Origin of the sequence: Methylopila sp. 73B (genome assembly GCF_000526315.1) — a bacterium.
Taxonomy (GTDB): Bacteria; Pseudomonadota; Alphaproteobacteria; order Rhizobiales; family Methylopilaceae; genus Methylopila.
In genome coordinates this window covers 248,167-262,258 of record NZ_JAFV01000001.1, presented here as the reverse complement: position 1 = coordinate 262,258, position 14,092 = coordinate 248,167, and the positions used below count along the sequence as shown (strand labels likewise).

Below are 14,092 nucleotides of genomic sequence, written 5' to 3'. Positions count from 1 at the left end.
CCGCGGCTCGACGGATCTCCAAACCCCCGTGCGATTTGCTCGCGCGGGGGTTTCTTTTTACGCCGCGCGCCTGTGTTAACGTTCGGTTGACTCAGGGAAACTTTAGCGGCCGCAGCAAGCTTGCGTTAACCGAAAGGCCGCCTCACGGAGGTATCCTGACGGCGTCGCTGTCGCACCCGGATCCCCCGCCGATGCTGCTTCGCCTGCTGCTCCTGTCCACGCTGATCGTTCTTGCCGGCGCGTCCCACGCCCTGGCGGCGGACGCGGCGACGGCGGCTGCGGGCCCGGCCGCGTTCGACTGGAGCGGGCCGCGGGCGGGGATCTACGTGGGCTACGGCTCGCTCGACGGCCGCGGCGCGCTGGCGGGCGCGTCGGTCGGCTACGACTGGCGCTTCGACGATGTGGTCGTCGGCGTCGACGGCGGCCTGCTCGCAAGCGACATGGACGCGCGCCGCGCCGGCGGACGCACCGAGGTCGAGGCGGCTGGCGAGATTCGCGCCCGCATCGGCTACGCCTTCGACCGTTTCATGGCCTACGGGACGGTCGGCGCCGCCTTCGCGGCGACCGACTACGTCCGGGCCGGTCGCCGCGACAGCGCGTTGCAGGCGGGATGGCTGGTCGGCGTCGGCGTCGAGGTGCGGCTGTTCGACCGGGTCTCCGCCACCGCGGAGTACGTCTACGTCGATCTCGATCGGAAGACCTTCAACGCCGGCGGCGACGTCGGTCCCGACGCCGCGGGCGGTCAGGTCCGTGTCGGCTTGAACTACCGATTTTAAGCCGCCCGCTTCAGCCCGACGACCGCGAACAGCCCGTCGGCGTCGCGCCACACGTCGCCCTCGCGCCAGCCGGCCTCCGCGGCGAGCGCCACGAAGCTGTCGACGCCGTACTTGCGCGAGCTTTCGGTGTGGATCGTCTCGCCCTCGGCGAAGGCGACCTCGCGCCCGGCCACCGCCACGACCTGCGGCGCGAGGCTCCTGAGGTGCATCTCGATCGCCTGCTCGTCCGCGTTCCAGCGCGCCTCATGCGCGAAGCGCGCGGTGTCGAAGGTCCCGTCGAGTTCGCGGTTGATGCGGACGAGGAGGTTCAGGTTGAAGGCGGCCGTCACGCCGGCGGCGTCGTCATAGGCCGGAACCAGACGGTCGAGCGGCTTCACCAGATCGACCCCGACGACCGCGCGGCCGGTCTCGCCGACATGCGCGCCGACCTGCGCGAGGAAAGCCACCGCCTGGGCCTGCGAGAGGTTGCCGATGGTGGAGCCCGGAAAGAAGCCGACGCGGCGGTTGAGCCGGGGCAGGTCCGCCGGCAGGTCGAAATCGTCGGTGAAGTCGGCCACCACCGGACGGATTTCGAGCCACGGAAACCGCTGCTCGAGCCGCTCGGTGGAGAGCGCGAGAAAGTCGCCGGCGATGTCCACGGGCACGTAGCTCGCCGGGTTGTCGAGCGCCGACAGAACGATTTCCGTCTTCACGCCCGCGCCCGCGCCATATTCGATCAGCGTCGCGCGCGGGCCGCAGAAGGCCGCGATCGCCTCCGCCTCGGAGCGGAGGATCGTGGTCTCGGTCCGCGTCGGGTAGTACTCGGGGAGCTGCGTGATCTCCTCGAACAGCTCGGATCCTCGGTCGTCGTAAAGCCACCTGCTGGGCAGCGTCTTGGCGGTTTTGGACAGCCCCTCCAGCACGTCGGCGCGAAACGCCTCGCGCTGGGCGGCCTGCAGCGGCGCGCGGTCCAGCATCAGATGTCCTCAGCCAGGCGAAGGCCGGAGAATTGCCAGCGCTTGTCGGGTGGGAAGAAGTTGCGGTAGGTCGACCGCGCATGCTCCGGCGGCGTCGCGACCGAGGAGCCGCGCAGCACGAACTGCCCGCACATGAACTTGCCGTTGTACTCGCCCACCGCGCCCTCGGCCGCCTTGAAGCGCGGATAGGGCGTGAAGGGACTGCGGGTCCACTGCCAGACCTCGCCAAACATCTGCTTGAGCCCCGGCTCGCGCGGCGCCGGCCGCGGCCGAAGCCGAAGCCGTTTCGGGTCGGACGAGGGCGCGATCGAAAGCGAGGCGGCGGCGTGCTCCCATTCCGTTTCGCTCGGCAGGCGCTTGCCGGCCCAGGTCGCGAAGGCGTCCGCCTCGAAATAGCTGACGTGGGTGACAGGGGCCGCGCGATCGATCGGCTGCATGCCGCGCAGGGTCATCGAGCGCCATCCGCCGTCGCCCTCCTCCCAGTAGAACGGCGCGGCCCACCGATGCTCGAGGATCTGCGCCCAGCCGTCGGCGAGCCACAGCAAGGGGTCGCGGTAGCCGCCGTCCGCCATGAACTCCAGCCATTCGCCGTTGGTGACCAGCCGGTCCGCCACGCGGAACGGCTCCAGCAGCGCACGGTGGCGCGGCCCCTCGCAGTCGAAGGAGAAGCCGCCACCGTCGTGCCCGATCTCGACGATCCCGCCGTCGAACGAAATCCATTCCGCCGGCTCCGCCGCTTGCACCGCCTCTGGCGTCGAGCCGTCGCGGTAGGCGGGGCGCACGGGGCTTTGCGCAAACAGGTGCAGGATGTCGGTGAGGAGAAGCTCCTGATGCTGCTGCTCATGGTGGCAGCCCAACTCGACGAGCTCTTCCGCCGCGGGATCGACGTCGCCGTCGAGGAGCCCCTCGATCGCAGCGTCCACATGGGCCCGGTAGGCCATGATCTCGTCGAGCGACGGACGGGTGATCATGCCCCGCTTGGGACGGGGCTGCCGCGCGCCGATGGTCTCGTAGTAGGAGTTGAACAGGAAGTTGAAGCGCGCGTCGAAGACGGCGTAGTCCGCCGCGAAGCGCTTGAGCACCATGGTCTCGAAGAACCAGGTGGTGTGCGCCAGGTGCCATTTGGCCGGGCTCGCGTCCGCCATCGACTGCACGGTGGCGTCCGCGTCGCTCAACGGCGACGCCAGCCGGCGGCTGTGGTCGCGAACGCTCGCATAGCGCTCGTGCACGGCCGAGCGGGCCGCTTGGGCCCGCGCCTCGCTCAAAGCCATGAAGTCCTCTCGATTCTCGCCGATCGCGATCGTCGCCGGCGTTTTCGTCAGAACGACTCCGGACGCCGTGTCGTTCCTTCGTCTACGGATCGAAAGCCCGGCGGATTACACGGCCATGCGACGGTCGTGGAAACGGCGGGATCGCCATGGGCGCCCCCGCCGTTTTCAAGCGTCGCGTTGAGAGGCTGGGTCGCCCCGAGAAAACGCCCGAAGGGCTCATGTCCCGGCCTCGAGCCGGGATGCAGACGCTCTGCGCTTTCAGACGAGGGCCCACGGCGCCAAGGCATTAGAGCCTGATCGTTTCAAAACAAGGCGCAGGCCTTTGTCCCCTCCCCCTGCGGGCAGGGTTAGAGACTGTCTGGAAATTGAGAAACTGGCTGTTGGATCGCAGTGCGTGCTTCGAGACGCCGACCTGCGGTCGGCCCCTCAGCATGAGGTAGTCCGCGTTCTGGCAGATAAAACGATCCTTATGCTGAGGAGCCCGCCTCTCGGCGGGCGTCTCGAAGCACGCACGACATCGCCCCAAATCCCTAATTTCCAAACAGACTCTTAGGGGTGGGAGTGGCGCAGAACGAAGCGCAGCGGCCGGGACATGCAGAGCGCCCGAACGCCATTTCACCCCGAGAGTCCCATCCGGAACCACCCCCACCCCCGACCCCTCCCCGCAAGGAGGAGGGGAGAGAGCGCGGCTCGCCACGGGCGAGTCTTCGGGAGGGCGCTGGCGTTCCATCTCGAACGATCAGGCTCTGGGCTGGCGACGTCGAGCGTCGATGTCCCGGCTTGAGGCCGGGACACGAGAGGCAGAGACGGAGGCCTCGGGCTCGCAGGGGGCGGAGCGGCCCCACGCCGGGGCGCTTACGCCACGGCGGCCTTCTTGGTCGCGGCCTTCTTTGCCTTCAGCGCGGCCTGGGCCGCGGCGAGGCGTGCGATCGGCACGCGGTAGGGCGAGCAGGACACGTAATCGAGCCCGATCTCCTCGCAGAAAGCGATGGAGGCGGGATCGCCGCCGTGCTCGCCGCAGATGCCGAGCTTGATCTTCGGCCGCACGGAGCGGCCGCGCTCGACGCCGAGGACCACCAGCTCGCCGACGCCTTCCCGGTCGATCGTCACGAAGGGGTCGGACGGCAGCAGGTGCTTGTCGGTGTAGTGCCTCAGGAAGGTCGCGGCGTCGTCGCGGCTGATGCCGAGCGCGGTCTGCGTCAGGTCGTTGGTGCCGAAGGAGAAGAACTCCGCGGTCTCGGCGATCTCGTCCGCCTTCAGGCAGGCGCGCGGCAACTCGATCATGGTGCCGACCTGGTAGACGAGCTTCTCGCCCGTCTCCTCTTCGACCAGCTTCGCGACGGCGTCGATGCGCGCCTTCACGAAGTCGAAGTCCGGGCGCCCCATGACGAGCGGCACCATGACCTCAGGAGTCACCGGCGCGCCGGTGGACTTGGCGGCCTCGATCGCGGCCTCGAAGATGGCGCGCGCCTGCATCTCGGCGATCTCGGGATAGGCGATCGCGAGGCGGCAGCCCCGGAAGCCCAGCATCGGGTTGAACTCCGACAGCTCGGCGGCGCGGGCGCGCAGCTTCTCGACGTCGACCCCCATCGCGGCGGCGACCTCCGCCATGTCCTTCTCGGTGTGCGGCAGGAACTCGTGCAGCGGCGGGTCGAGCAGGCGGATCGTGACGGGCAGGCCCTTCATGATCTCGAACAGAGCGACGAAGTCGGCGCGCTGGAACGGCAGCAGCTGGCCGAGCGCCTTGCGGCGGCCGGCCTCGTCGTCGGCGAGGATCATCTCGCGCACCGACACGATGCGGCTCTCGTCGAAGAACATGTGCTCGGTGCGGGAGAGGCCGATGCCCTCGGCGCCGAAGCGGCGCGCGGCGCGCGCGTCGTCCGGCGTCTCGGCGTTGGCGCGCACGCCCATGCGGCGAACCTCGTCGGCCCAGCGCATCAGCGTGGCGAAATCGCCGGAAAGCTCCGGCTGCACCATGGCGACGGCGCCGTCGAGCACCTGACCGGTGGAGCCGTCGATGGTGACGACGTCGCCGGCCTTGAACACGCGGCCGGAGACGGTGAGCGTGCCGCTCTTCTCGTCGATGCGGAGCATGCCCGCGCCCGAGACGCAGGGCTTGCCCATGCCGCGGGCGACCACCGCCGCGTGGCTCGTCATGCCGCCGCGGGTGGTGAGAATGCCCTCGGAGACGTGCATGCCGTTGATGTCTTCCGGCGAGGTCTCGGTGCGGGCGAGGATGACCTTCTTGCCCGCCGCAACCGCGACCTCGGCGTCTTCGGACGAGAACGCCAGCTCGCCCTGCGCGGCGCCGGGCGAGGCCGGCAGGCCGGTGGCGATCACCTTGCGCTCGGCCTTGGGGTCGATCGTCGGGTGCAGCAGCTGGTCGAGCGACGGCGGGTCGATGCGCGCCACCGCCTCGTCGCGGGTGATCAGCCCTTCGCTCGCCAGATCCACCGCGATCTTGAGGGCGGCCTTCGCGGTGCGCTTGCCGTTGCGGGCCTGCAGCATCCACAGCTTGCCGCGCTCGACCGTGAACTCGAGGTCCTGCATGTCGCGGTAGTGCTTCTCGAGCACGTTGGACACGCGGACGAACTCGGTGAAGACCTCCGGAAGGCGCTTCTCGAGCGACGGCGCCGCGACATTGCCCTCGATGCGCGCGGCTTCGGTGATCGGCTGCGGGGTGCGGATGCCGGCGACCACGTCCTCGCCCTGCGCGTTGACCAGGAACTCGCCGTAGAGACGGTTTTCGCCGGTGGACGGGTTGCGGGTGAAGGCGACGCCGGTGGCCGAGGTGTCGCCCATGTTGCCGAACACCATGGCCTGGACGTTGACCGCCGTGCCCCAGCTCTCGGGAATGTCGTTGAGCCTGCGGTAGGTGATGGCGCGGGCGTTCATCCACGACGAGAACACGGCCCCGACGGCGCCCCAGAGCTGGTCGCGGGGGTCCTGCGGGAAGGGCTCGCCGGTCTCCTTCAGCACCTTCGCCTTGTAGGAGGCGATCAGCGCGAGGAGATCGTCGGCGTTGAGGTCGGTGTCCTCGACGACGCCCTTCTTCTCCTTCGCGGTCTCGAGGATGTCCTCGAAGGCGTGGTGGCCGACGCCGAGCACGACGTTCGAATACATCTGAATGAAGCGGCGGTAGCTGTCGTAGGCGAAGCGGGGATTGCCCGAGCCTTCGGCCAGGCCCGCGACCGTCTGGTCGTTGAGGCCGAGGTTGAGGATGGTGTCCATCATGCCCGGCATCGAGGCGCGGGAGCCGGAGCGGACAGAGACCAGCAACGGGTTCGCGGCGTCGCCGAAGACGCGGCCGGTGATCGCCTGGATGTGGTCGAGGCCCGCGTCGACCTGGGCCTGCAGCTCGGCGGGATAGCTCCGCCCGTTGGCGTAGTAATGGGTGCAGACTTCGGTGGTGACCGTGAAGCCGGGCGGCACCGGGAGCCCAAGGTTCGCCATCTCGGCGAGGTTCGCCCCCTTGCCGCCGAGCAGCTCACGCAGCTCGGCGCGGCCTTCCGCACGTCCGTCGCCGAAGGTCAGCACCCACTTCGTCATGCGTCGTTCTCCGCGTGTCCGCCGGTTCCCCCGAGGGCCATTTAGAGACCCTACATGCCCGGCATTAGGGACCTTGCACGCCTTTCGTTCAATGGCAAGTTGTCGCAGAGCGATGCTGCGGCGCAGGAATAACGGAACCCGAACGGGCCTCAAACGCTCTGTTTCTTGCATGCCAAACGCCAGCGCTCCTTCGCATGTGCAAAATTGCTTTTGCGAACCACTTGCAAAAAATCGTGTTGCAAACGATTATCGTTCTCGTCTGCCCTCCGTCCCCCTGCCAGCGAGCCCTTCCCGATGACTGAACTGACCGAGCGCCTGCCCGACTCGCCGTTTTCCGGATGGCGCGGCCGCCCGGGCGAAGCGTCGCTCGCGGAGGTCAACGGCTCGGTCGGCGTGCGCGGGCGCACCCCGCTGCGGCGATTCCTCGCCTTCGTGGGGCCGGGCTACCTCGTCGCCGTCGGCTACATGGACCCCGGCAACTGGGCGACCTCGCTCGCGGGCGGCTCCCAGTTCGGCTATGCGCTGATGGCGGTGGTCGTGCTGTCGAGCCTGATGGCGATGCTGCTGCAGGCGCTGTGCGCCCGGCTCGGCGTCGGCGCGGGCCGCGACCTCGCCCAGGCCTGCCGCGACGCCTTCCCGAAGCCCGTGGCCTTCGCGCTGTGGATCCTGGCCGAGGCCGCGATCTGCGCCACCGACCTCGCCGAGGTCATAGGCACCGCGATCGGCCTCAACCTGCTGTTCGGCATTCCGCTCGAGATCGGCGTGGTGCTCACCGCGCTCGACGTGTTCCTGGTGCTGCTGCTGCAGCGGGTCGGCTTCCGCTGGATCGAGGCCTTCGTCATCGGGCTGCTGTTCGTCATCGCCGCCTGCTTCGCGGTGCAGCTTGCGATGGCCGATCCGGATCTCGGCGCGATCATCCGCGGCGTCGCGCCCACCAGCGAACTCGTGAACAACCCGGCGATGCTCTACATCGCGCTCGGCATCGTCGGCGCGACGGTGATGCCGCACAATCTCTACCTCCACTCCTCGGTGGTGCAGACCCGCGGCTACGAGCGCACCGACGCCGGCAAGCGCGAGGCGATCCGCTACGCGACGACGGACTCGACGATCGCGCTGGTGTTCGCCTTCGTCATCAACGCCTCGATCCTGATCCTCGCCGCGGCCGCCTTCCACGCCAACGGGCGCACGGAAGTGGCGGAGCTGGGCGAGGCGCACACGCTGCTGGGGCCGCTGCTCGGCGGCGCGATCGCCGCCACCGCCTTCGGCGTCGCCCTGCTCTGCTGCGGCCTGAACTCGACCATCACCGCGACGCTCGCGGGCCAGGTGGTGATGGAGGGCTTCCTGCGCATCCGGCTCGCGCCGTGGCTGCGCCGCCTGATCACCCGCGCCATCGCGATCACCCCGGCGATCGTCGTCACGCTGATCTACGGCGAGAGCGGCACGTCGCAGCTCCTGGTGATGAGCCAGGTGGTGCTGAGCCTGCAGCTGCCCTTCGCGGTCATCCCGCTGGTGTGGTTCACCGCCAGCCGCTCGAAGATGGGCGACTTCGTCGCGCCGCGTTGGATGAGCGTCGCGGCGGCCGTCACCGCGGCGATCATCGTCGCGCTCAACATGAAGCTGCTCTACGACTTCGCCAGCGGCCTCTGAGCGTCGGCACGTTACTGAACGTCAGGACGTCTTGACCTTCTTCGGCGCAGCGCCCGGCTGGGCGGGCGCCGCCTTCCGCACCGCGATTGCGGTCTCCGGGCCGTCGTCCGACTGGGTCTCGACGTCCTTCAGCAGCACGAACCGCGCGCCGGCCGCCTTCAGCGCCCTGACGCCGGCCGCGAGCCCCTCCCCCGCAGCCCGGCCGGGTTGGTTGATGTGGGCGATGATGACGTCGCCGGACTTCGCGGCCGCCACCCGCCGCGCGACGGTCGGCGCCATCAGCGAGGCGCCCATGTCGGCGTTCAGCGAGTAGCCCGCGATCGAAAACCCCTGCGCCTTGATCTCGGCGACCGCGTCTGGGCTGTAGCGGGCGGTCGCGTCGCGGTACCACCGCGGGCGCACGCCCGTCGCCGCCTCGACCGCGGCGGCGCCGCCGGCGACCTCGGCGCGGACCGCCTCCAGCGAGCCGGCGGTCTTGAGGCCGAACACCCGCGAGACGTCGGTCACCGCCGGCACATGGTTCTCGCCGTGGTTCTCGATCTCGAACAGCTCGGGATGCGCCTTCAGGGTCGCGAGGCCGGCGGGGTTCGATCGGATCCAGCGGTGGGTGACGAACACCGTCGCGGGGATGGCCTCGGCCACCAGCATGTCGAGCACCCGGTGGTCGGTCGCGCCGGAGCAGGCGTCGAGCGTCAGGGCGACGGTGCGCGCCGAGGCGTCCGGCGCGACGATCGTCAGGCGCGGCTCTACGTCGGCCGCCTGCGCGGCGAAGGGCGCGAGGCCAAGGGCGACGGCGAGCAGGCGGACCAGGCGCATGGCGGTCTCCGGAAACGAGCACGTCCCGATCCGCCCGCCATGCGGCGAATCTGGGGCGCGCCGTCCTCTATGCCGCCAACCGCTTAACGTTTCGCAGAGGCGCGAGGCGCGAAGGCCTCACTCCGGCGGCTTCGCCGTCACCTCGATCGCCGAGTACCAGGCGACGAGGTCGTCGATGTCCTCGTCGGTGAGGCCCTTGGCGACCACCGACATCATCTCGTTCACCCGCGCGCCGGACCGGAACGCCTCGAGCTGCGCCTTGAGGTAGATCTCCGGCTGCCCCGCGATGTGCGGCGCGTTCGGCATCTGCGACAGACCGTCGAGCCCGTGGCAGGCCGCGCAGGCCTGCGCCTTGTCCTTTCCCGCCGCGGCGTCGGCGAACGCCGGCGCCGCGGTAAGCGACAGGACCGCGAGGCCCGCGAGGAGACACGCCCGCGCGCGCATCACTCGCCGTAGGAGATGCGCCAGATCGCGCCCGACAGGTCGTCGGAGACGAGCATCGACCCGTCCAGCGCGATGGCGACGTCCACAGGGCGGCCGAGATAGCGCCCGGTCTTCGGATCGAGCCAGCCTTCGGCGAAGACCTCGGTCTTGTCCGCCGAGCCGTCGGCCTTCACCGAGGTGAACATGATCCGTCCCCCGACCGGCTTGGTCCGGTTCCAGGAGCCGTGTTCGGCGGCGAAGATCCCGCCGCGCCACTTCTCCGGAAACTGCTCCGCCGCATAGAACCGCATGCCGAGGTCGGCCGCATGCGCTGTGTACTCCACCTCCGGGAAGGTCACGTCCGCCGGCGGTTCCTCGTCCTTGTACTCGACCGTGCGGATCTTGCCGCCGCCGTACCACGGGAAGCCGAAGTTCATGCCCGGCTTCGGCGCGCGGTTCAGCTCGCCGGGCGGGATGTCGTCGCCCATGCCGTCCACCTGATTGTCGGTGAACCAGAGTTCGCCGTTCGCCGGGTTGAAGTCGAGGCCGACGGAATTGCGGATCCCGCGCGCGAAGACCTCGCGGTTCTTGCCGTCGCGGTCCATGCGGATGATCCCGCCGATCCCGGCCTCCGCGAAGCCCTCGAGCTTCTCCTTGGCCGGCACGTTGAACGGCTGGCCGAGCGTTATGTAGAGCTTGTTGTCCGGACCGATCGCGCAGGTGCGCGCGCCGTGGTTGAAGCTCTCGTCCTCCTTCGGGATCAGCTGCTCCGCGATCACCGCCACAGCGACGTCCGGGCTCTCGTAGAAGAACTCCGCCGCCGGAAAGAGCAACGCGCGGTTGTGCTCGATGACGTAGAGGAAGCCGTCCTTGGTGAAGCACATGCCGTTCGGCACGCTCTTCTTCAGCGAAGGCGCGAACTCCTTCACCTCGTCGGCCACATGGTCGCCGTCGCGGTCGGTGACGGCGTAGGCCTTGGACTTGCGCGTGCCGACGAAGACGACGCCGACGTTGGTTCCGACCGCCATGTGCCGAGCGTCCGGCACGACCGCGTAGAGCTCCACCTTGAAGCCGTCCGGAACCTTGATCTTCTGCGCGATGGCTTTGAGGTTCTCGGCCTTCTTGCCGCCTTGCTCGACCTGCGGAATGTCGAGGCTCGTGCCCGTCGTGCGGAACCCGCCAAGCTTGTCGAGGGCGTCGTCGGCCGCATGGGCCGGAATCGAAAACAAAAGAGCGAGCGCCGTCGCGGCGCAAAGACGCGATTTTCCCATGTCCGTTTCACTCCCTGAGCCGGGCCTTATGGCGGCCCGTGCGCGGCGATCCTGCGCTCACCTTCAAGGCCGCGCAACCGCCAGGAGTTGCGCTTGGCGATGGGCCTCGGCGAAGCTAGCGTCGCGCGCGACAGGCCGCCGCTTCGGAGACGGCGGCCGCAGGAGACGGACCGCCATAGCGACGCTCGACCCTATCCGCCGCCTCGCCGCGGCCGCCCTGCTTCTGGTCGCTGCCCTGTCGCCGGCCGCCGCCGCGGAGGACTTCTGGGCGATCGGCCGGCCGCCGTCCGAAAGCCCGCGCCGGCTCGCGCCGCCCTCGGTGTTTCCGGCGGCGACGCCCGCGGACGAGCTGCCGACCCCGAAGCTCAGGGCGCCGCCCGGCTTTAAGGTCGAGACCTTCGCGAGCGACGTGCTGGACGCCCGCATGCTGCGGGAGGGTCCGCGCGGCACGGTCTTCGTCTCCTCGCTGTTCGTGGCGAACCGCGTCTACGCGCTGGTGAAGACGCCCGCCGGCGGACGGGCCGTCCATGTCGTGCTCGACGACACGCCGCTGCCGAACGGGATTGAAGTCGCCGGTGGCGCGCTCTACGTCGCGACCCCGCGCAAGATCCTGCGCTTCGACGCGATCGAAGACCGGATCGACCGACCCGGCGAACCGAGGGTGGTCTACGACGCGTTTCCGGCCGAGGCGCCGAACAGCTGGAAGGCGGTGAAGGTCGGCCCGGACGGCAAGCTCTACGTGACGGTCGGATCGCCCTGCAACGTGTGCCGGCCCGACGACGCGCACGGCCGGATCCTCCGCATGAACCTCGACGGGACCGGCGTGGAGACGGTCGCCCGCGGCATCAGGTTTTCCGTGGGGTTCGATTTCGATCCGACGACCGGCGACCTCTGGTTCACCGACAACCAGCGCGACGGCCTGACCAACCCCGAGCCGTCGGACGAGCTCAACCACGTGACGCGCCTCGGCCAGGACTTCGGCTTCCCCTATTGCCACTCCGGCCTGCTGCCGGACCCGGCCTTCGGCGCCAGGCGCTCCTGCGCCGAATTCACCGCGCCTGAGGCGCTGCTCGGCCCTCACGCCGCGCCGCTCGGCATGCGGTTTTACCGGGGGACGGCGTTCCCGGAGAAGTATCGCAACGCCATCTTCGTCGCGCGCCACGGTCCCTGGAACCGGGCGCGCAAGCAGGCCGACGTGGTCGCCGTGCTGCGCGACGGCATGGGCCGCGTGACGGGGGTCGAGTCGTTCCTCAGCGGCTTCGTGCAGAACGACGAGTACGTGGGCCGCCCGGTCGACGTCCAGCCGCTCTCGGACGGATCGTTGCTCGTTTCCGACGACCACAACGGCGCGGTCTACCGCGTCAGCTACGTCGGCGAGTGACGCCGGAAAGCGCCAGCCCGGCGACGAGGCCGAGGACGAAGCCGAAGGCGTGGGCGGACATGCTGATCTCGGGCGTCAGCGCGTCGAACGCGATCTGGAGCGCGACGATGGCGCCGAGTTCGATCAGCCTCCGGCGGGCGCCGCGCCGGCCCTCGCGGACGTCCGTGACCAGCAGCGCGCCGAAGGCGCCGACCACGCCGAAGATCGCGCCGGACGCGCCGACGAGCAGATCCGGCTCCGCGCCGCGGAACGCGCCGAGCGCGAGCACGCCCGCCATGGAGCCGAGGCCGGCCAGCGCGTAGAGCGCGGCCATGCGCCAGGGCCCGACCCTCAGCTCGACCCGACGCCCGAAGAGGGCGAGCGCCAGCATGTTCAGGGCGAGGTGCAGCGCGCCGAAGTGCAGGAACATGGCGGAGCCGAGCCGCCACCACTCGCCGTCCTCCAGCACGGAGGGCGGCCAGAGCGCGCCGAGCTGGTACAGCGTGTCGAGGTCGGTCGGCCCGCCCCAGCCGCCGACCACGATCTCCGCGCCGAAGGCCGCGACGTTGGCCGCGATCAGCATCGCCGTGACGATCGGCCTGCGCCTGACGGCGGGAGCCGTCGCAGCCATCGCCGTGACGACGTCGTGCTCGAGACGGTCGATCGCGGCCGAGGTCTCGGGGTCGAGCGCCGCGCGCGCGCCGAGCCGGCCCCCGAGCCTGCGGGCGACCAACGCGTCCCTTTGCGGCCCCGCCGCGCTCGCCTGCACCAGCGCGCGCGCCGCGGCGTCGCCGGGGTCGGCGACGATCGCAGCCGTCGCGCGCCAGAAGTCCTTGGCGCTCGGGCTCAACGCCGCAAAGGGCGCGCCGCCGATCAGGGCCGCGACGCCGCGCTTGCGCCCGGAGAAGGCGAACAGCATGAGATCGGCGAAGGGGTCCGGCTCCTCCAGCCGGGCGTGCTCATCCGCCAGCCCCACGAGGCGGCCGGTCTCGCCGAGCGCCCGCAGCCGAAGACCCGCCGTCGCCGGATGAGTTGGGCCGCGCAGGGCGAGCAGCCCGTCCCAATCCCCGGTCAGCCGCGCGATCTCGCCCCAGACATAGGGCCGGGCGCCGGCGGGAAGGTCGTCCGCCGCGAGCCTTCGCCGGAGTTCGGGGACGACGGACACGTCGCCCGCCTGCGCCCGTGCGAGCGCGCGCATCAGGTCCGGCGCGCCGCGCCAGCCGTCGATGGGATGCAGCAGGCGGACGATCTCAGCGTAAACGCGGGCGCGCTCGAACCGCAGACCGGCGAGCTCGCGCGCCTGCCCCTGCGCGGCGAGCGCCGGAACGACGAGCAGCAGCGCCCAGCCCGCGGAAACGCCGTAGAGCGCCGTCTCGGACCCCAGCGCCACGGCCGCGCCGACGCCGAGCAGCGCCAGCGTCGCCTTCACCGCCCACCCCGTCGCGAACGGGCCGCCGCGTCGGGCGACCGCGACGGCGCGGACGAGAAAGGCCACGCACCACAGCCCGACGACGATCGGCAGGATCGGCAGCAGATCCATGAAGACCCGACCCTAGACGACCGACGCGGCGCGGGAAAGCGCCGCGCGGCGCATCGCCCTCAATCCGGCTCGAACGCCAGCGCGACGCCGTTGATGCAGTAGCGCAGGCCGGTCGGCGGCGGGCCGTCGGGGAAGACGTGGCCCATGTGGCTGCCGCAGCGGCCGCAGTGCACCTCGGTGCGCGTCATGCCGTAGCTGCGGTCGACCGTCTCGCCCAGCGCGCCGTCGATCGGCGCGTCGAAGCTCGGCCAGCCCGTGCCGCTCTCGAACTTCTCGCCCGAGCGGAACAGCGGCTGCCCGCAGCCCACGCAGGCGAAGACGCCGGGGCGCTTCTCGCGCAGCAGCGAACAGCTGCCGGGCCGCTCGGTGCCGTGGCGGCGCATCACCTGGTACTGCTCGGGGCTGAGCAGCGCGCGCCATTCCTCGTCGGTGCGGGTGACCTCGTAGACCTCGTCCAGCATCTCGGGCGCCTCCATCGGGGGT

General features: G+C 70.2%; 11 protein-coding genes. 3 read left to right on the top strand and 8 right to left on the bottom strand.

Features of this window, described 5'->3' with window-relative positions:
- Window positions 1-191: 191 nt before the first annotated feature.
- On the top strand, window positions 192-776 hold the full coding sequence (locus K244_RS0101190) for an outer membrane beta-barrel protein (protein WP_020184411.1): 585 nt from the start codon (window positions 192-194) through the stop codon (window positions 774-776).
- On the opposite strand, the gene egtD is transcribed toward K244_RS0101190, so the two are convergent.
- From egtD to ppdK, 3 genes are all read right to left on the bottom strand, one after another.
- On the bottom strand, window positions 773-1,732 hold the full coding sequence (gene egtD / locus K244_RS0101185; protein ID WP_020184410.1) for an L-histidine N(alpha)-methyltransferase: 960 nt from the start codon (window positions 1,730-1,732) through the stop codon (window positions 773-775). The genes K244_RS0101190 and egtD overlap by 4 nt on opposite strands.
- Window positions 1,732-3,003: an ergothioneine biosynthesis protein EgtB gene (gene egtB / locus K244_RS0101180; protein ID WP_020184409.1), complete on the bottom strand. Its 1,272-nt coding sequence runs from the start codon at window positions 3,001-3,003 to the stop codon at window positions 1,732-1,734. Before egtB ends, egtD begins: the two co-directional genes overlap by 1 nt.
- 855 nt (window positions 3,004-3,858) lie before the next feature.
- Window positions 3,859-6,552 carry a pyruvate, phosphate dikinase gene (gene ppdK / locus K244_RS0101175; RefSeq protein WP_020184408.1) on the bottom strand — a complete coding sequence of 898 codons (2,694 nt, stop codon included), beginning with the start codon at window positions 6,550-6,552 and terminating at the stop codon, window positions 3,859-3,861.
- A gap of 294 nt (window positions 6,553-6,846) precedes the next feature.
- Between ppdK and K244_RS0101170 the strand changes: the two genes are divergently transcribed.
- Window positions 6,847-8,199, top strand: a complete 1,353-nt coding sequence (locus K244_RS0101170) for an Nramp family divalent metal transporter (RefSeq protein WP_020184407.1) — start codon at window positions 6,847-6,849, stop codon at window positions 8,197-8,199.
- Between the two features lie 21 nt (window positions 8,200-8,220).
- On the opposite strand, the gene K244_RS21220 is transcribed toward K244_RS0101170, so the two are convergent.
- The 3 genes from K244_RS21220 to K244_RS0101155 all read right to left on the bottom strand — a co-directional run bounded on the left by K244_RS21220 (window position 8,221) and on the right by K244_RS0101155 (window position 10,709).
- On the bottom strand, window positions 8,221-9,015 hold the full coding sequence (locus K244_RS21220) for a polysaccharide deacetylase family protein (RefSeq protein ID WP_020184406.1): 795 nt from the start codon (window positions 9,013-9,015) through the stop codon (window positions 8,221-8,223).
- Between the two features lie 117 nt (window positions 9,016-9,132).
- On the bottom strand, window positions 9,133-9,459 hold the full coding sequence (locus K244_RS0101160; RefSeq protein ID WP_020184405.1) for a cytochrome c: 327 nt from the start codon (window positions 9,457-9,459) through the stop codon (window positions 9,133-9,135).
- Window positions 9,459-10,709 (bottom strand): PQQ-dependent sugar dehydrogenase, encoded by a 1,251-nt coding sequence (locus tag K244_RS0101155; RefSeq protein ID WP_020184404.1) that lies wholly within the window; start codon window positions 10,707-10,709, stop codon window positions 9,459-9,461. Before K244_RS0101155 ends, K244_RS0101160 begins: the two co-directional genes overlap by 1 nt.
- Here K244_RS0101155 and K244_RS21215 point away from each other — a divergent pair.
- Window positions 10,708-12,090 carry a PQQ-dependent sugar dehydrogenase gene (locus K244_RS21215; protein WP_245259722.1) on the top strand — a complete coding sequence of 461 codons (1,383 nt, stop codon included), beginning with the start codon at window positions 10,708-10,710 and terminating at the stop codon, window positions 12,088-12,090. The two genes, K244_RS0101155 and K244_RS21215, sit on opposite strands and share 2 nt — an antisense overlap.
- Here the strand turns inward: K244_RS21215 and K244_RS0101145 are convergent.
- Both K244_RS0101145 and msrB read right to left on the bottom strand, forming a co-directional pair.
- The gene (locus tag K244_RS0101145) at window positions 12,071-13,609 is read right to left on the bottom strand and encodes a rhomboid family intramembrane serine protease (protein WP_020184402.1); all 1,539 of its coding nucleotides are present in this window, start codon (window positions 13,607-13,609) and stop codon (window positions 12,071-12,073) included. The genes K244_RS21215 and K244_RS0101145 overlap by 20 nt on opposite strands.
- A gap of 59 nt (window positions 13,610-13,668) precedes the next feature.
- Window positions 13,669-14,070, bottom strand: coding sequence for a peptide-methionine (R)-S-oxide reductase MsrB (gene msrB / locus K244_RS0101140; RefSeq protein WP_024816242.1), 402 nt, complete (start codon window positions 14,068-14,070; stop codon window positions 13,669-13,671).
- Window positions 14,071-14,092: the final 22 nt, after the last annotated feature.